Origin of the sequence: Hyphomicrobium sp. (assembly GCF_035572195.1) — a bacterium.
Classification (GTDB): Bacteria; Pseudomonadota; Alphaproteobacteria; order Rhizobiales; family Hyphomicrobiaceae; genus Hyphomicrobium_B.
Window position 1 is genome coordinate 1 of record NZ_DATNBA010000039.1, and the last position, 15498, is coordinate 15498.

The 15498-nt window shown below is 58.1% G+C and carries 20 protein-coding genes; 12 read left to right on the top strand and 8 right to left on the bottom strand.

Annotated elements, in window-relative coordinates:
- On the top strand, window positions 1-531 hold a 531-nt coding region (rfbC, locus tag VN623_RS03550), incomplete at its 5' end, for a dTDP-4-dehydrorhamnose 3,5-epimerase (RefSeq protein WP_325568188.1).
- 9 nt (window positions 532-540) lie between these two features.
- Here the strand turns inward: rfbC and VN623_RS03555 are convergent.
- The 4 genes from VN623_RS03555 to eno form a co-directional block, all read right to left on the bottom strand.
- On the bottom strand, window positions 541-1851 hold the full coding sequence (locus tag VN623_RS03555; protein WP_325568190.1) for a DUF4910 domain-containing protein: 1311 nt from the start codon (window positions 1849-1851) through the stop codon (window positions 541-543).
- Between the two features lie 71 nt (window positions 1852-1922).
- Window positions 1923-2966, bottom strand: a complete 1044-nt coding sequence (locus tag VN623_RS03560) for an SDR family oxidoreductase (RefSeq protein WP_325568192.1) — start codon at window positions 2964-2966, stop codon at window positions 1923-1925.
- 297 nt (window positions 2967-3263) lie between these two features.
- Complete coding sequence (locus tag VN623_RS03565; protein ID WP_325568194.1) at window positions 3264-4388, bottom strand: NAD(P)/FAD-dependent oxidoreductase; 1125 nt, start codon at window positions 4386-4388, stop codon at window positions 3264-3266.
- Between the two features lie 210 nt (window positions 4389-4598).
- Window positions 4599-5885 (bottom strand): phosphopyruvate hydratase, encoded by a 1287-nt coding sequence (gene eno / locus VN623_RS03570; RefSeq protein ID WP_325568289.1) that lies wholly within the window; start codon window positions 5883-5885, stop codon window positions 4599-4601.
- A gap of 156 nt (window positions 5886-6041) precedes the next feature.
- On the opposite strand from eno, the gene VN623_RS03575 reads away from it, so the two are divergent.
- The 3 genes from VN623_RS03575 (at window position 6042) to VN623_RS03585 (ending at window position 7947) form a co-directional block, all read left to right on the top strand.
- Entirely contained in the window at window positions 6042-6401 is a 360-nt protein-coding gene (locus VN623_RS03575; RefSeq protein ID WP_325568196.1) for a GFA family protein, read from the top strand.
- Between the two features lie 3 nt (window positions 6402-6404).
- Window positions 6405-7106, top strand: a complete 702-nt coding sequence (queC, locus tag VN623_RS03580) for a 7-cyano-7-deazaguanine synthase QueC (RefSeq protein WP_325568198.1) — start codon at window positions 6405-6407, stop codon at window positions 7104-7106.
- 649 nt (window positions 7107-7755) lie between these two features.
- Complete coding sequence (locus VN623_RS03585; protein WP_325568200.1) at window positions 7756-7947, top strand: hypothetical protein; 192 nt, start codon at window positions 7756-7758, stop codon at window positions 7945-7947.
- Window positions 7948-7954: 7 nt separating this feature from the next.
- On the opposite strand, the gene VN623_RS03590 is transcribed toward VN623_RS03585, so the two are convergent.
- Window positions 7955-8440 (bottom strand): PaaI family thioesterase, encoded by a 486-nt coding sequence (locus VN623_RS03590; RefSeq protein WP_325568202.1) that lies wholly within the window; start codon window positions 8438-8440, stop codon window positions 7955-7957.
- Window positions 8441-8543: 103 nt separating this feature from the next.
- Here VN623_RS03590 and queE point away from each other — a divergent pair, with 103 nt between their 5' ends.
- From queE to queF, 3 genes are all read left to right on the top strand, one after another.
- A complete protein-coding gene (gene queE / locus VN623_RS03595; RefSeq protein WP_325568204.1) occupies window positions 8544-9173 on the top strand; it encodes a 7-carboxy-7-deazaguanine synthase in 630 nt (209 codons plus the stop codon).
- An 87-nt stretch (window positions 9174-9260) separates the two neighbouring features.
- Window positions 9261-9647 (top strand): 6-pyruvoyl tetrahydropterin synthase family protein, encoded by a 387-nt coding sequence (locus VN623_RS03600; RefSeq protein WP_325568291.1) that lies wholly within the window; start codon window positions 9261-9263, stop codon window positions 9645-9647.
- A gap of 7 nt (window positions 9648-9654) precedes the next feature.
- Window positions 9655-10128: a preQ(1) synthase gene (gene queF, locus VN623_RS03605; protein ID WP_325568206.1), complete on the top strand. Its 474-nt coding sequence runs from the start codon at window positions 9655-9657 to the stop codon at window positions 10126-10128.
- A gap of 53 nt (window positions 10129-10181) precedes the next feature.
- Here queF and VN623_RS03610 read toward each other — a convergent pair whose 3' ends face one another.
- The 3 genes from VN623_RS03610 to VN623_RS03620 form a co-directional block, all read right to left on the bottom strand.
- Window positions 10182-10469 (bottom strand): hypothetical protein, encoded by a 288-nt coding sequence (locus VN623_RS03610; RefSeq protein ID WP_325568208.1) that lies wholly within the window; start codon window positions 10467-10469, stop codon window positions 10182-10184.
- Between the two features lie 341 nt (window positions 10470-10810).
- Complete coding sequence (locus tag VN623_RS03615; protein ID WP_325568210.1) at window positions 10811-11734, bottom strand: pirin family protein; 924 nt, start codon at window positions 11732-11734, stop codon at window positions 10811-10813.
- Between the two features lie 38 nt (window positions 11735-11772).
- Window positions 11773-12228: a thiol-disulfide oxidoreductase DCC family protein gene (locus VN623_RS03620; protein ID WP_325568212.1), complete on the bottom strand. Its 456-nt coding sequence runs from the start codon at window positions 12226-12228 to the stop codon at window positions 11773-11775.
- Window positions 12229-12392: 164 nt separating this feature from the next.
- Between VN623_RS03620 and VN623_RS03625 the strand changes: the two genes are divergently transcribed.
- The 5 genes from VN623_RS03625 (at window position 12393) to VN623_RS03645 (ending at window position 15328) form a co-directional block, all read left to right on the top strand.
- Window positions 12393-12794, top strand: coding sequence for a lysozyme inhibitor LprI family protein (locus tag VN623_RS03625; protein WP_325568214.1), 402 nt, complete (start codon window positions 12393-12395; stop codon window positions 12792-12794).
- Window positions 12795-12880: 86 nt separating this feature from the next.
- Window positions 12881-13345: a DNA starvation/stationary phase protection protein gene (locus VN623_RS03630; RefSeq protein ID WP_325568216.1), complete on the top strand. Its 465-nt coding sequence runs from the start codon at window positions 12881-12883 to the stop codon at window positions 13343-13345.
- Window positions 13346-13610: 265 nt separating this feature from the next.
- On the top strand, window positions 13611-14030 hold the full coding sequence (locus tag VN623_RS03635; RefSeq protein WP_325568218.1) for a DUF992 domain-containing protein: 420 nt from the start codon (window positions 13611-13613) through the stop codon (window positions 14028-14030).
- Between the two features lie 52 nt (window positions 14031-14082).
- The gene (locus tag VN623_RS03640) at window positions 14083-14784 is read left to right on the top strand and encodes an isoprenylcysteine carboxylmethyltransferase family protein (RefSeq protein ID WP_325568220.1); all 702 of its coding nucleotides are present in this window, start codon (window positions 14083-14085) and stop codon (window positions 14782-14784) included.
- Between the two features lie 145 nt (window positions 14785-14929).
- The gene (locus VN623_RS03645; protein WP_325568222.1) at window positions 14930-15328 is read left to right on the top strand and encodes a hypothetical protein; all 399 of its coding nucleotides are present in this window, start codon (window positions 14930-14932) and stop codon (window positions 15326-15328) included.
- Window positions 15329-15498 lie beyond the last annotated feature (170 nt).

The following is a 15498-nucleotide window of genomic DNA, read 5'->3' on the forward strand; positions in this document are numbered from 1 at the left end:
ATGAAGTTCATTCAAACAATTTTCCGCGAAGCCTTTCTGATCGTTCCAGAACCGGTTCAGGATAGTCGAGGATTTTTTGAGCGCATCTATTGCGAGCGGGAATTCGCGACGCATGGCATTCAAGATGTCTTTGTCCAGCACAGCCGATCCTTTTCAGCGCTCAGAGGTACGCTGCGGGGCATGCATTTCCAAAAACCTCCTCATGCAGAGGCCAAAGTGGTGAGCTGCGCGAACGGCGCTATTCACGATGTCATTGTTGATTTGAGGCCGAGCTCTGAAACCTTCCGTCGTTGGCAAGAGTTTGAACTTTCTTCTGCAAACCGCCATCAACTCTATGTGCCCGCTGGATTCGCACATGGCTTTCAAACGCTCGAGGACAATTCTGAAATTAATTATTTGATCTCAAACTTCTACGATTCGAGCGCTTCCGCGGGCGTACGCCACGACGATCCGGCACTCGGCATTGATTGGCCGCTTTCGATCACCGTGATATCCGATCGCGACCGGAACTGGCCGTTGATGACCGTCTAAAAAGACTCGCTATCGTGCCTTGCACGCAATCAAAAGGCCGGCTTGCTCCAACCGAGCTGCCGCCTCTTTAATTTCGGAAAAACGCTGGTTCGAGCGCTCGGCGATGTCTAGCAACGAGTGCTCGCCGTCAGAAAAATTGAGCAGCCACAGCATGGCCATCTCATGCACAGGGCCCTCCTTGTCACCGCCCACTGTTGAATAGAGCCCGCGGCGCCCCAGTGCGGGCTCGCATTTCGGGTTGGTGTTCAACATGAAGCGGTCGTTCTCGAGGACGTCGGTGACCGACATGATCAATCGAAATGACTCGGCCAAATAATGCGGCTTGATAAAATTCAAATTGTCGGCCGACGTGTGATACTCTGGAAACGTCCCGTATTGGCTTCTCTGAAATAGGCCTACAGGCAAATTGAAACCAGGAGAGCAGTATTGTCGTTCATCATAGCCGTACGGATTGAAATCCTGAATGGCCGCAGCCGGCGCGGCGTGATGCAAAACGTGTGTCATTGCGCGGTCGATTAGCGCGTCGCCTCTCCGGCTCTTCTTGTATGTCGGCCCTCCCCCGTCGCCAACGCATGAGACCACTAGGCCGTGCTTAATCCGCTCAGTCGCGTCCTCATTCCTCGCGAGCCACGTAATGGCTCCAATCGTTCCCGGTGCAAATACGAAGCGATAGGTAAGACGTGTCTGCCTTGCACTCAACTCTTGAGCCAGAAGGGTCAGCAGCGCCAGCCCTGAGCAGTTGTCGTTAGCTAGCGATGGATGGCAGATATGAGCTGACAGTAGCACTTCGTCATCCGTCGTGCCGTGATGAACAAACTCCGCATACGTCAGGCTGCCGGGACACAATGTCGAGTCGATAACGGCTTCGTAAATTCCCGGCTCAAGCTTATCAAGCTGGGTCTGCGACATGCAAAAACCCCAGCGCTCCTGGTAATAAGATGTTCTGTATGGCACGAGGTCGGGCTGCTCGGGCAACGTGAAGATGTGACGTTTCAATTCCTCGAGCGGCAGCTTGGTTCGGATCGGGGTGCTATAGTTCAAAACATGCAGGTTGCAAGTTTTGAAGTCGACGACGCGTTCCCCTCGCTCGTTCGAAATGTAGGCATCGCTGACATTCCATTCGGGTGGAATAGACCAATCGAAGACGGACGTGCCGGTAGGAACATCGTGGATCGAAAGGTCAATGTGGCGCCCGAGAATTTGCAACGTTTGGCGCACGCCGTCGCCGGTAATGCTTCTGCAGATCGGAAACAGCTCGGCAGCGAGATCGAAGATCTTCTGGCCGAGCGCCTCCTGGCTTGGATCACCATCGTAGGGCATGCGTTACTGCATCGCTCCATGGCCGTAGTGCGCACAACCCTGAAGCATTAGAAGCTGCAGGATTGCTCTGCTCAGGCTGCAACCCTTGCGGTATGGCGAAGATCAGAGTCGATGATACCGTCCGCCAACAGCTGCTTAATATGAGCAATGCGCTGGTAGCGAGGGCCTTCGAACTCTTCGAGGGTCAGGCCGGATGCCTTATATGCAGCGTAAACCTGCTCTACGCCCATGCGCGCGGACCAGCGCGGTTTGAAATCCGGCAAGGCGCTTGCGATCTTCTGGAAGTTGACACGATAGCATCGCTTGTCGGGACCAGCATCGCTCGCATATTCGATCCGGCATTCCGGTACGATATCTGCCACGATAGCCGCAATCTCACTGATCCGGTAATTCTCTTCGGATCGTCCGACGTTGAAAGCTTCGTTGAAGATTTTCTCGATCGGCGCCGCCAGCACTGCAATGAAGGCGCGCGAGATGTCCTCGATATGAACGATCGGCCGCCAAGGGCTTCCGTCCGATTTCAAGTAGATGAGTTTCTTGGTCACTGCCCAAGCAACAAGATTGTTGAGGACGATGTCGAAGCGCATGCGCGGAGAGAGGCCATAGGCCGTCGCGGGACGCAAGAATGTTGGACAAAAGTCATCAGAGGCGAGCCGCGAGATATCGCGCTCGGACCAGACTTTCGATTCTCCATACGCTGTTACGGCATTGAGTTCTCCGGTCTCGTCGATCATATCATCACCCGCCAGCCCGTAATTGCTGCACGAGGAGGCCATCACAAATCTGCGGACGCCCGCACGCTTTGCCAATTCGGCAAGACGTACGCTCCCACGGTGATTGATTGCATAAGTTGCGTCCCGGTTGAGATCACTCAACGGGTCGTTCGACAGTGCCGCAAGGTGGACAACCGCATCGAAGCCGGCAAGATCGCGCCATTCGAGATCGCGAATGTCCTTGCGGAGTGCGGGGATATCGGTGATCCGCCCGCCATAACTATATGTGCACCTCTCATAGAGATCGCTGTCACACCCCGTCACACGGTGGCCCGCTGCGATCAACATCGGCGTCATCACTGTGCCGATGTAGCCAAGATGCCCTGTCAACAGTACTTTCATGCACGCTACCCAATGCTCTTTCGTTAAATTGCGTCCCAAACAGTGCTGGGCGGAGACAACGGTTTCTAGAGATGAATAAGGGTGAACAAAGAGGTAGCGGAAGCCCTCTTTGGTCGTGCTGCCTGGAGCGGTTACTCCGCACGAAGTATAAAATAGCCCTTTCGGCTATGAAGAATATTTTGGCGCGCCGATAATAGAAGCTGATCGGCGCGATACTGCGCATCGTACCCGTTCCGGTAACCAATACTCCGTATGCGACTGATCTGTGGAGTTGCAAGACGGAAGATACTTAAGATGTCAGAGACGCTCCGCCACGGTTTCGGCAATGGCAAGGCATGCCGTGAGCCCGGGACTTTCGATTCCGTGAACCGTAACTAATCCGCTGATGCAATGTACGTTTGAATCGTGAATGGCGAAGTCAGCTGCGGGCTCGCCTTCTCTTGCAAGCTTAGGGCGAATACCGGTGAAACCCGCATAGAGGCTGTTGTCAGGTAGGCCAGGCCAATAACGTCTTATTTCCCGGTAGAAACACTCCGAGCGCCGCCCATCCTGATCTTCGAAGTCGTAGTTGAGGCCGTCCTGCCACTTAACATCCGGTCCGAACTTGGCATTCCCTGCCATGTCCAGTGTCAAGTGAACCCCAAGACCGCCGCTTTCCGGCATGGGATAAATCAGATGACTAAACGGCGAGCGTCCCGACAATGAAAAATAATGACCCTTCGCGAAATACAGTCGGGGCACTTTGTAGGCGCGAGACCGGGCCTTATCGTGGAGACTTTCTGCGAGCCTCGTGCCATGAAGTCCCGCCGCGATTATGAGCTTTCGGCACGTGATGCTGGTTGCTTCGCTTTGCCCGCCGATCTGAAGATGGAAGCATCCGTCGTCTAAAACTTTTGCTGCTTCAACGTTCGCGTTTAGGACGACTTGACCCCTGTTGCAGCTGATATGTCCCTCGAGCGACGACATGAATGCATGGCTATCGATGATGCCGGTAGACGGCGAAAGAAGCGCTGCCTGGCAATCAATCGCCGGCTCCAGCGCCCTCGCCTCTGCGGCCGTCAACGGTATCAGGTCCGAAACGCCGTTTTTTACCGCCTGCTCGCCGATAATGGCTAATTTCGCAATTTCACTGCTGCTGGTCGCAACCAACAGCTTGCCCACGCGGCGGTGTGGGACCCCGTTGTCGGAAGCAAACTGATAGAGCATCTGCTTGCCCTTAACGCAGAGCGACGCCTTAAGCGAACCTGTTGGATAATATAGACCCGCGTGAATCACTTCGCTGTTGCGCGAACTCGTTTCGGAACCAACCCTGGCGTTGCGTTCCAATACGAGCACGTCGTGATCGGAGCGCCCAAGTTGATACGCGATCGCCAAGCCAATGACGCCACCGCCTACGACGACTATTTCAAAGTCTGGGGCCATGATTCATCTAACCCGTCGCGCGTCGAGCCGTCACGCCGCATGGCAAGAGCGTACTGCTGCCGAAAATCTGAAATCAGAACAGACTCGTTGCTCTCGTGTGCCAGCGACGACTAGCCGAGGATCGAGATCCTGCCACTGATCGAGAGGCAGCGAAGATTTAGTTTGCCTGAAGAGTAAAGAAGCCGCCGTTAGGCTGGTTCCCGGAGGGCGTTATACCGAGGCGCGCTTCAGAATCGAACGTCCCGCGTAGGTTGCGACGTCCCCCAACTCGCCTTCGATGCGGATGAGTTGGTTGTACTTCGCGAGCCGGTCAGAGCGCGACAGCGAGCCCGTTTTGATCTGCCCGCAGTTCGTCGCAACCGCGAGGTCGGCGATCATTGAATCTTCGGTCTCGCCGGAACGATGCGACATCACTGCGGTGTAGCCGGCGCGCTGCGCCATACTGACCGCGTCAAGCGTTTCGGACAGCGTGCCGATCTGGTTGACCTTGACCAGGATCGAATTGGCGACGCCTTTCGCGATGCCGTCGGCCAGCCTCTCGGTGTTTGTCACGAAGATATCGTCGCCGACGAGCTGGCAGCGCTTGCCGATGAGTTCGGTCAATGTTTTCCAACCGGCCCAGTCATCCTCGGCCATCCCGTCTTCGACCGAGACGATCGGGTAGCGCTTGACGAGATCTTCGATATATTTGGCGTTCGCGGTGCTATCGAGTGATTTGCCCTCGCCCGCCAGCTGATACTTGCCGCCCTTGAAATATTCGCTGGCGGCGCAGTCGAGTGCCAGCATCACATCTTCGCCCGGCTTGTAGCCGGCCTTCTCGATCGCCTTCATGATGAAGCTCAACGCTTCGTCGGCGCTCTTGAGGTTAGGCGCGAAACCGCCCTCGTCGCCGACTGACGTGTTGTGGCCGGCATCCTTGAGGCTCTTTTTCAGCGTGTGGAACACTTCGGCGCCGATGCGAACAGCGTCCGCAAGCGTCTCCGCCGCGACCGGCATGATCATGAATTCCTGGATGTCGATCGGGTTGTCGGCATGCGCGCCGCCGTTGATGATGTTCATCATCGGCACGGGCAGAACGTGGGCGTTGACGCCGCCGATATAGCGATAAAGCGGCAGACTGTTCGATACCGCCGCGGCCTTCGCCACGGCAAGCGAAACGCCAAGGATCGCGTTGGCGCCCAACCGGCTCTTATTTTTCGTGCCGTCGAGTTTGATCAGCGCCGCATCGATGCCGCGCTGTTCCTCGGCGTCCATGCCTGAAAGCGCATCGAAGATTTCGCCGTTGACGGCTTCGACGGCCTTCAGCACGCCCTTGCCGAGATAACGCCCCTTGTCGCCGTCGCGGAGTTCGTTTGCCTCGTGCGCACCGGTCGAGGCGCCGGAGGGAACTGCGGCCCGTCCTTCGGACCCGTCTTCGAGCAGCACATCGACTTCGACCGTCGGATTGCCGCGGCTGTCGAGGATTTCGCGGCCGATAATGTCGACGATAGCTGTCATGAGCATTCCTAAATCTTGATGTTGGCTTGCCGGGAGGTAATGGGTGTGGGAGCCTTGAACCCGGCTTTTAGACCCTATTGGCGTCGTGGCAAAGTCCGGGCGGGCGGCCTGATCCTACCCGTATGGCTGGGTCTTTAGAATCAAGGAACACAAGCGATGAGGGAATTGAAGACTTGGGCCGGCGGCTGCCATTGCGGTCGCGTTCGCTATGAGGCCGAGATGAGCCTTGACGGGATCGTGGCGTGCAATTGCTCGATTTGCCAAAAGCGCGGTTCCCTATTGGCGTTTGTGCCTCAATCGCAGTTTCGCCTGTTGGCCGGCGATGATGCTCTGACGGACTACCAGTTCAATAAGAAAGTGATCCATCACTTGTTCTGCGCGACATGCGGCGTGGCGTCCTTTGCACAGGGCGAGAAGCCCGGAGGCGGGCCAATGGTTGCGGTGAATGTCCGTTGCCTCGACGGGGTCGATGCGGCTTCGCTCAAGCCGCGGCTATTCGACGGAAAGAACCTGTAACTCGTGACATCATCGTCAGCCCTTGTACTTTTTTCCGGCGGGCAGGACTCAACCGTGTGCCTGGCATGGGCGCTCGAGCGGTATGAGGCCGTCGAGACGATCGGCTTCACGTATGGCCAGCGCCATATCGTCGAAATTGAACAACGGGCGGTCGTGCGGTCGAAGCTCGCAACTTTAAACGAGGCCGGGCGCCGCCTCGGTCCCGATACCGTGCTCGACCTTGCGGCTTTAAAAAGCGTCAGCGATACGGCCTTGACGCGCGAGACCGAGATCACGTTCGCGGCGACGGGCTTGCCGACGACGTTCGTGCCGGCCCGCAATCTGCTGTTTCTCACCTACGCCGCTGCGCTTGCCTACCGGCGCGGTATCGGCACGCTCGTCGGCGGCATGTGCGAGACGGATTTTTCAGGCTATCCGGACTGTCGCAACGATACCGTGCAGGCTCTTGCTCATGCTCTTTCTCTCGGTCTCGACAAGCCAATGAGCGTCGAAACGCCGCTGATGTTCATCGACAAGGCAGCGACGTGGGAGCTGGCGTCGAGCCTCGGCGGGCAGAAGCTCATCGACCTCATCATCGAGGACACGCACACCTGCTACCTCGGCGACCGTTCGCATCGCCACCCCTGGGGCTACGGCTGCGGCCAATGCCCGGCCTGCGAACTCAGGGCGAAGGGATGGACGGCATGGCAAGCGCGGAAGATCTAAAGCGCGCCGCGGTCCTCGCGGCGATTAGCGTTTCTGCGCGCAACTGTTATGGCTGAATTTATGACAAACTGAACCTTCTCGCGCACCTGACCAAGTCGTTCAATGCAACACCTACTTGGTTGCATCGAAGCAGCCTCAAACTGTGAAATGCAGCTCAACGTTACGAACCGACATTGGTCCGGAGTTTTATTGTATGCTCGAACTCGTTTTCATCGTTTGCTCGATTGTGCAAGGCGCTCACTGCCACGAGTTGCAACCCATTCAACTCCAAGAAAACGCTACGATGGTTGGATGCGTTATGGCCTCTCAACTTGAGGGCGCGAAGTGGGTTGAGACGCACCCCAATTTCTACATAAGGCGGGCGACCTGCCGGCCGGCCGATCGCTACGCCAATCTGTAGGCGGCTGCCCGTATAAGGCCGAAGGTAATACCGGTAGCGGCCGCTACTGGTACGCCAAATCCGGCCGGCGCTTCGACGCCTTTGCCGATGCGGGCTTCGAGCGGTCCGCGCGGCCCCCTCGTAAGTTATTATAAACATTATATTTTCTGTTACGCTTTGCTCTGTTCCGCCCGGAACAGCCGAGGTGCGCCGGCTTCGACTATCAAAGATCCATCAAACCGATATTGCCGAATTTTTTTGGATCAGCCGATGTTAGGAATTGCCAACAGCCCCACACTCAGGACGGTGAATTTCATCGTCGGGCTAGCGCTGCTGGTGATGCTGTCCCCGAAACACGGCAGCCTGCCGGAAAAGCCTGCCGGCGTGCGCACAGCCGTTGAGCTCGTCAGCAAAAAGAAGACCGCTTTTCGCGCCGTCGTTCTCGAAGCGGCTTTCGCCTAAACCGCAATTATAATCCGAAGATCAGGCACGTCGTCGTCGCGTGCGCCAGCAATTTGCCTTGCGCATCGGTCAGGCGACCTTCCGCCGTCGCCGCTCGACGGCCGCGGGAGAGTAATGTGCCCTCGGCGCGGACGGGGCCGGTCTCTTTTGTCATGGGCCGCAGCAGCGAGATCTTGAACTCCATCGTCGTGTAGCCGGTCCCTTTGGGGAGTGTCGACTGGACGGCGCAGGCCATGCATGAATCAAGCAGCGTCGCGGTAAATCCGGCGTGCACCGTTCCGATCGGGTTATAGTGATGCAGACCGGGCTCTGAGATGAATACGGCGCGGCCCTCCTCCACCTCGGCGAGGTTGAACCCAAGCGTCTTGGCGATGGGCGGGCCCGGCAGTTCGCCGCGAGCGATGGCCTGCAAAAATTCCAGGCCGCTCATCGAGGCGAGCGTCGCCAGATCTACGACGCCGACGTCCTCGGGCGTATATTGAATTGCTGTCATGGTGATGGTCCGCTCGTTCAGGCTCGCAATGTAATGTGCGGTGCTTTGCGCGCATTACTCCCCTCGACTTGACTTGCGCCGCCCGCACCGTAGGTATCGCGACATGTATGCCGTCAAAGAAATCTTTTACACGCTTCAAGGCGAAGGCGCGAATGCCGGCACGCCGGCGGTATTCTGCCGGTTTGCCGGTTGCAACCTGTGGAGCGGACGCGAAGAAGATCGCGCTAAGGCTGTCTGCCAATTTTGCGATACGGATTTCGTCGGCACCGATGGAGAGCGTGGTGGACGCTATGCGACGGCCGTCGAGTTAGCTGATGCGTGTCGCGCGGCGTGCACAGCGGCGGAAGGACCAACGCTCATCGTTTTGACCGGCGGCGAACCGATGCTGCAAGTCGATCAGGATTTGATCGATGCGCTGCATGCGCGTGCGTTCTCCATCGCAATCGAAACCAACGGCACGCTGCCGGCGCTCGACACGATCGACTGGATCTGCGTGTCGCCAAAAGCTGGCGCGGAGTTGAGACAGACGCGAGGCGATGAACTCAAACTCGTCTATCCGCAGGATGGCGTCGATCCTTCGCGGTATCTCGACCTCGCCTTCAAGCATCGGTTCCTACAGCCGATGGATGGCCCGGCACGGGAGGCCAACACGATCAGCGCCATAGCCTACTGCAAGGCCAACCCAGCATGGCGGTTATCGGTGCAAACGCATAAAATCCTGGGTATTCCGTAGGTTTGGATGGCCTTCCGCGCCGGTTTGGCGCGGCCTCCGGCATAGTCTTAGGGTGGCACGGGCAAGCGAAATCCCGTATTGAGCGACATGCGAATTTATAAAGATTTCAAGTTTGAAGCGGCGCATTTCCTGCCTTCGGCCCCGGCGGGAACGGCGAACGCGCGCGTGCATGGGCATTCGTTCCGCGCCCGCGTGGTCATCGAGGGCGAGCCGAATTCCGAGTCCGGTTACGTGTTTCATTTCGACGATCTGTCGGCAGCGATCCGCGAAACTGAAGATGCCCTCGACCATCGTTTGCTGAATGATGTCGAGGGACTTTCGGCTCCAACGCTTGAGCGTATTGCGATGTGGATCTGGAACCGGCTCGCGAACCGCGTACCGGGACTTTGCGAAGTCCAGGTGCACCGCGACAGCTGCAACGAAGGCTGCATCTATAGCGGACCTCCGAGCCCCTCGCGGCTCGCGGCGGAGTAGAGTCTCGATGTCGAAGAAGCAGCCCGCGGCAGCAGCCGGAGTGACACAGCTCGGCAAGCAGGTCGCTCAGCCCGGAACTCCGGACGAGGCCGAACTCGAGCGCGTCGCAAATCCACATGCCGATACGCGCTACGTGGCGCGGTTCACGGCTCCGGAATTCACCTGCCTGTGTCCTGTGACGGGTCAGCCCGATTTCGCTCACTTCGTCATCGACTACGTGCCGAAGGCGTGGCTGATCGAGTCAAAGTCGCTGAAGCTTTACCTGGCGTCGTTCCGCAACCACGGCGCATTCCACGAGGACTGCACGGTGACGATTGGCAAGCGCATCGCCAAGCTCACCGAACCATACTATCTCCGCATCGGCGGCTACTGGTTTCCGCGCGGTGGAATGCCGATCGACGTCTTCTGGCAGGCGGGAACTTTACCGGACGGCATTTGGTTGCCGGATCAAGGAGTTATGCCCTACAGAGGGCGGGGCTGATCGCCCGCCCTCTTTTATCGTGCGTCGCGCCTGTAGCAACGGCAGCGAGCCGCTTAGCGCCAGTAATGATGGCGGCGCCAGTAACGATGGTGGCGGTAGTGATGACCCCATCCCCAACCGCGATAGTGGCGATAGCCCCAGCGGTGGCCCCAACGACGGTGGCCCCAGCGGCGGTGATGCCAGTGACGGCGGTAATAGGCCTTCTCTACGATACCGCTACTGCCGGCATTGGCTACGGTTTTCATGACGGCGACGTTGCCGCCAACGGTTGCGGCCTGGGCGCCAGTCGTTGCGAGACCTAAACCAAGCGCAAGGGCTACTGCTAAAAGTGCACTTCGCATTACTTTCTCCCGAGCTTTACTGCTTCGACTTACGATGTCGCATGTGCCGCACAAGCTCGCCCACTGTAGGACGACGGTCGAGTTGCGCAGACAAGCGACCTACTATTGCCTGCGGACGCAAGATGCGCTGCGACGCAGTGCGAGTGATGCAATTGAGTTGATCGTTTTCTCAACTGCACCGGCATCACCCTGCGTTATCTTAGCGGTGCACGTCCGCTTTATGACGGTCACCAATCGAAATCAGGGCTTTTCGGTAAACGCCGGGTGAACAACGCATGCCGCGCTTGGTCGGTTGCGCGTGCGTCGCCGACAAAGACGACCTCGGTATTCGATTCTCGTTCTCAGTTGTTTTCAGGCAACGGAATAAATTCCGTGTCGTCGCCTGGGACGCTCGCGAAATGGCCTTGACGCCAATCGTTCTTGGCTTCGGCAATGCGCTCCTTCGAGCTCGACACGAAGTTCCACCAAATGTGACGTGGCCCTTCCATGGGCTCTCCGCCGAGCAGCATCAGCCGCGCGTTCGTTTCAGCAAGGATCGAAATGCGATCGCCGGGCTTGAAAACGAGAAGCTCGCCAGTATCAAACGACTGCCCCGCAATATCGATGCGGCCCGATGCGATAAAGACGGCGCGCTCGTCGTAGTCGGGATCGAGCGGCAGAACAGCGCCGGGAGCCAACACCGCTTCGGCATAAAAGCAATCGTGCGGGAAGGCGGCCGGCGACGTCTTGCCGAAAAGCGATCCAATGATCAGCCGAACACGCTTGCCTTCGCCTTCGAAGCGCGGCAGATCGGCGACGGCATGGTGCGCGAAAGTTGGTGCATCTTCTTCGTGCGATTTAGGCAAGGCCATCCACGATTGAATGCCGAAAAGTCTCTGGCCGGCCGTGCGCAGTTCCGGCGCCGTCCGCTCCGAATGCACGATGCCGCGTCCGGCGGTCATCAGGTTGACTTCACCTGGCCGGATCGAGAGCGCCGAACCCAAGCTGTCCCGATGCATCATTTCGCCGTCAAAGAGATAGGTGACGGTCGCCAGCCCAATATGGGGATGCGGCCTGACATCGATGCCTTGCCCTGAGAGAAATTGCGCAGGTCCCATCTGGTCGAAAAAGATGAATGGGCCGACCATTTGGCGTTTGGCGGACGGCAGTGCACGGCGCACTTCAAAGCCGCCGAGATCGCGGGCGCGCGGAATGATCACGTGTTCGATGGCGTCGCATGATTTGGCGTCGCCTGGAACGGGGTCGTTGTCTGTGAGCCAGCTCATCGATGTACTCCTCTTTCACTCCGCGGAAGCGAAGTATTTCACGCTGGAAGAAATCTTGCTCTTTCCGCTTCGCTCGGACGGCGGCACGCATCACGAGTGCCAAACCACTTGAAGCGATTGCGCTGAACCCAATCGTAAAACCGATCGCCCACGGCGTCCGGAATCAAACGCCCCGCGATTGCCAACGCGCGCCAAGGCTGCGGCATCGTGCGGGCGGCGGCGAGCGCGCCGGCCCACCTGGTGTGCGGAATGCCGTCGCTCAGCACCATGAACGTGTCGAAGACTTCCGGATCAAGACCATAGTGACGGTAAAGAGCACGCGGCAGCGAGTCTTGAATGACGGCAAAGCGGCTCGAGCCGGACGGATCGCGGTTCAGCATCCACTGGACACCCGACGAGCAGAGTACGCAATGACCGTCGAAGATGACGATTGGTGATGCGTCGTCGAATTTTGGGACGGCGGGATCGTCGCGATAACTGTATGCGGCTGGCATGATTGCGGTTCCTCCAGCGAAGGTGGGGCGCCTTCGGGGCCGGGTCAAGCTAACCCGCGCGTCGAAAATTTAACCCGTTGCCTCAAGAAGAATTCCATTCGAGCTGCCGCGCCTTTAAAGACCGTTCGTGCAAACGCGCATCAGCCATATCGGAGTCATGAACAATGCCTGTCCATCCGCTCGCCTGCATTGCAGCCACGTTGGCGCTGACGCTTGTATCGGCCGCCCACGCCGAGGATTGCAGCAAGGCAGCAACGCAAACCGACATCAACCAGTGTGCCGGCAGGAATTACGAAGCGGCCGACAAGGTTCTCAACGACGTATTCGAGAAGGCAATCGCGAAAGCAAAACAAAACGACCACGAGGTCGAGGAGGGTGCGAAGTACAGCTATGAGGAAGCGCTGCGGACTGCGCAGCGCGCTTGGATCGCCTTCCGCGATGCCGATTGCGCACAGCCGCCACGCGAGCTGGCCGGCTCGATTTCAACGATGGATCAATTGGACTGTATGACGGACCGGACAACCGAGCGCACCGATGAACTAAAAGGCGACGTGAGCGATCAATAAGCCGCCTCCGGAATTGGGAACAAATGCAGTTCTTCGCCGTTTATGTCGGGGCGGGCGGCCTTCGATTGAGCGGTGAGGAACGAAGAATGTCAGAATCCAAAACAAGTAACTCGAAAGCGGTGGTCGCGGAGAAACTCGGCGTTGTACTTGCGTCGTCCTACATGCTGCAGCTCAAGACGCAGAATTTCCATTGGAACGTGACCGGACCGAATTTCCGGTCCGTGCATCTGCTGTTTGAAACCCAGTACAAGGAACTCGCCGAAGCCGTTGATCTGGTCGCCGAGCGCATTCGCGCGCTCGAAGCCATTACACCGGGAAGCTTCGCAGAGTTCTCGAAGCTTTCAAAACTCAAAGAAGCGCCAGCAAAGCCGCCTAGCGAAAAGGCGATGATCAGTGCGCTCGCCGAGGACAACGAGGTTCTATCGAAAATGTGCACCGAGATCGGCAGCTTTGCGGACGATGCCGATGATAGAGCAACCGGGGACATCATGAACGGTCGCATCGAAGCACATGACAAAGCGGCCTGGATGCTGCGATCGCATTTGCATTGAGACGATCTTCGCCGCCTCTGGGTTAAACCGGAGGCGGCTGCTCCACCAAATTAAAATTTAAGTACAGAGAGCGGAATGACAGCGGTCGCGTTGCGTGTCGTTCCGCCCACGCCACCGTGCGGACGTTTTGACCACCCAGACTGGCGCTGCAGAAACCTCGGCGTGAAATCTAGGGAGACCGACCATGATACCGACAATTCGATTGTCTTTTTGTGCCATCGCAAGCGCTGCCGTGGCGTTCGCGGCATTGGCGGCTCAGCCATCAATGTCTGAAGCAGCTCAGGCCAAACTGGTGGCGGGCACGTTGACGTGCAAAGGGCATGGCGGCGTCGGGTTGATCCTCGGCTCGAAGGAGACGCTTCACTGCATTTTCACCTCGGCTAGCGGTGCTCACCGTCGCCGTTACGTGGCGACAATTACCAAGGTCGGCGTCGACATCGGCTTCAAGGGCGAGAGCACGCTCATTTGGACGGTTCTCTCCTCTACATCGGACATACCGAGCGGCGCGCTCGTCGGCACCTACGGCGGTGTTACGGCAGGCGCGGCTGTCGGCGTCGGCGGTAATGCCAACGCACTCGTCGGCGGCTCCAATGACTCGATCGCTCTGCAGCCGGTCAGCGTCGCGGGCCAGACGGGGCTCAACATTGCTGTCGGCGTCGCGGGTCTGACGTTGCGACAGGGCTAATCAGCCGACCATTTCCTTTCAAGCGCATGGCGATGCTCGGGATGAGGCCGAAATGACCAACGCGGAACGCGATATCGTTGTTCGCCGGTTTGTCGTTCAAACGCTTCTGTGGCTGGCGATATCCGGCGCGATACTTTTCGCGTCGGCCGGGACGGTTCATTGGCCGGAAGGTTGGGCGTACCTCGGTTTGTGGCTTGCCGGCGCGATAATCTCGGGCCTGACGCTGGCTCAGAAAAATCCCGAAATCCTGAAAGAGCGGATGCGTTCGCCGATGCAGGCGCAGCAGAAGCGTTGGGACAAGCCTTTGCTGTGGGCGATCTTCGGCGGCTGGACCGTTCTGTTGATCGTCGCCGGGCTCGATGCCGTTCGGTTTGGTTGGTCTTGGATGCCGCTTTGGCTTGAGATCGCGGGGGCTCTGGCCTTGGTGTTCGCGATCTACGTCTTTCACATCGTGATGCTGGAAAACTCCTACGCCTCCCCGGTCGTCAAGATCGATACCGAACGCGGACATCGCGTGGTCTCGACCGGCCCTTACGCTTGGGTTCGACATCCGATGTATGCAGGCGCGATTTTCTACTTTCTCGGAACGGCGCTTCTTTTGGGCTCATGGTATGCGTTCGCGATTGGCATAGTGCTCATCGCGATCATCGCATTGCGCGCCGTGTGGGAGGAAGAAACACTCAAAGCCGAGCTACCGGGATACGCCGATTACGCCAGCCGAGTGACATACCGGCTCGTGCCGGGCGTGTGGTAGTTAGTCGTTCGATGAGTGCAAGTCTGGATGTGAAGTTGCGTTGATATCGCGCAAATGGTGAACATCTTTCACGAACGACGCCGATCATTTTTTCGCCATTGGAATCGCAAGTTTGTTCCTTGACGCAGAGACGCGAGGGGGACCAATGACCGGACTTCACCAGAACATTGAAGACATACTGGCTCGGCTGCTGGAGAAATCCAGAGGCGAGCTGGACCTTGTCCGCACGCTCGCTGACGCGATCCGCCGTGTCGACGACCATCTGTTGCGCGAGGTGCGCAGCGTGACGCTTCAGCATGAAGTCCGACGCGAGGCGATTTTCGGAGAACTTCAGAATCTTGCGACGCGGTTATGCTCGCTGCCGGCACACAACGGATCGACGGTGTCGATGGCTGCGATCGATCAGCAGACGCACACCAATGGTCACGCGGCGATCGACGCGGTGCAAAGCAACGCCGGCGGCGCGGACTGGCGGCAAGCGGCGCAGAACATCACCGAAGAGCACGACGAATTCGATTTTGAATTCGCCACGCACCGGCATTGATGATTGGTTTCGAACATACACTAACGGGCGTACGTCAAGACCGGCGTTGCGGCCAGGTAAAATTCGCGACACCAACCGGTGTCATCCTCGGGCTTGTCCCGAGGACCCATTGAGCAGCAGAAACCGGGGTTCGTTGACCGATAGATCCTCGGGACGAGCCCGAGGATGAC

Bases quoted from the DNA above. Each gene is read 5' to 3' on its own strand.
- VN623_RS03630 (WP_325568216.1), top strand. From the start codon at position 12,881: ATGTCAGAATCCAAAACAAGTAACTCGAAAGCGGTGGTCGCGGAGAAA.
- VN623_RS03640 (WP_325568220.1), top strand. From the start codon at position 14,083: ATGACCAACGCGGAACGCGATATCGTTGTTCGCCGGTTTGTCGTTCAA.
- queF (WP_325568206.1), top strand. From the start codon at position 9,655: ATGTCGAAGAAGCAGCCCGCGGCAGCAGCCGGAGTGACACAGCTCGGC.
- VN623_RS03645 (WP_325568222.1), top strand. From the start codon at position 14,930: ATGACCGGACTTCACCAGAACATTGAAGACATACTGGCTCGGCTGCTG.
- VN623_RS03625 (WP_325568214.1), top strand. From the start codon at position 12,393: ATGCCTGTCCATCCGCTCGCCTGCATTGCAGCCACGTTGGCGCTGACG.
- eno (WP_325568289.1), bottom strand. From the start codon at position 5,885: ATGACAGCTATCGTCGACATTATCGGCCGCGAAATCCTCGACAGCCGC.
- VN623_RS03615 (WP_325568210.1), bottom strand. From the start codon at position 11,734: ATGAGCTGGCTCACAGACAACGACCCCGTTCCAGGCGACGCCAAATCA.
- VN623_RS03610 (WP_325568208.1), bottom strand. From the start codon at position 10,469: ATGCGAAGTGCACTTTTAGCAGTAGCCCTTGCGCTTGGTTTAGGTCTC.
- VN623_RS03585 (WP_325568200.1), top strand. From the start codon at position 7,756: ATGTTAGGAATTGCCAACAGCCCCACACTCAGGACGGTGAATTTCATC.
- VN623_RS03555 (WP_325568190.1), bottom strand. From the start codon at position 1,851: ATGCCCTACGATGGTGATCCAAGCCAGGAGGCGCTCGGCCAGAAGATC.
- VN623_RS03620 (WP_325568212.1), bottom strand. From the start codon at position 12,228: ATGCCAGCCGCATACAGTTATCGCGACGATCCCGCCGTCCCAAAATTC.
- VN623_RS03575 (WP_325568196.1), top strand. From the start codon at position 6,042: ATGAGGGAATTGAAGACTTGGGCCGGCGGCTGCCATTGCGGTCGCGTT.
- VN623_RS03635 (WP_325568218.1), top strand. From the start codon at position 13,611: ATGTCTGAAGCAGCTCAGGCCAAACTGGTGGCGGGCACGTTGACGTGC.
- VN623_RS03560 (WP_325568192.1), bottom strand. From the start codon at position 2,966: ATGAAAGTACTGTTGACAGGGCATCTTGGCTACATCGGCACAGTGATG.
- VN623_RS03600 (WP_325568291.1), top strand. From the start codon at position 9,261: ATGCGAATTTATAAAGATTTCAAGTTTGAAGCGGCGCATTTCCTGCCT.
- VN623_RS03565 (WP_325568194.1), bottom strand. From the start codon at position 4,388: ATGGCCCCAGACTTTGAAATAGTCGTCGTAGGCGGTGGCGTCATTGGC.
- VN623_RS03590 (WP_325568202.1), bottom strand. From the start codon at position 8,440: ATGACAGCAATTCAATATACGCCCGAGGACGTCGGCGTCGTAGATCTG.
- queE (WP_325568204.1), top strand. From the start codon at position 8,544: ATGTATGCCGTCAAAGAAATCTTTTACACGCTTCAAGGCGAAGGCGCG.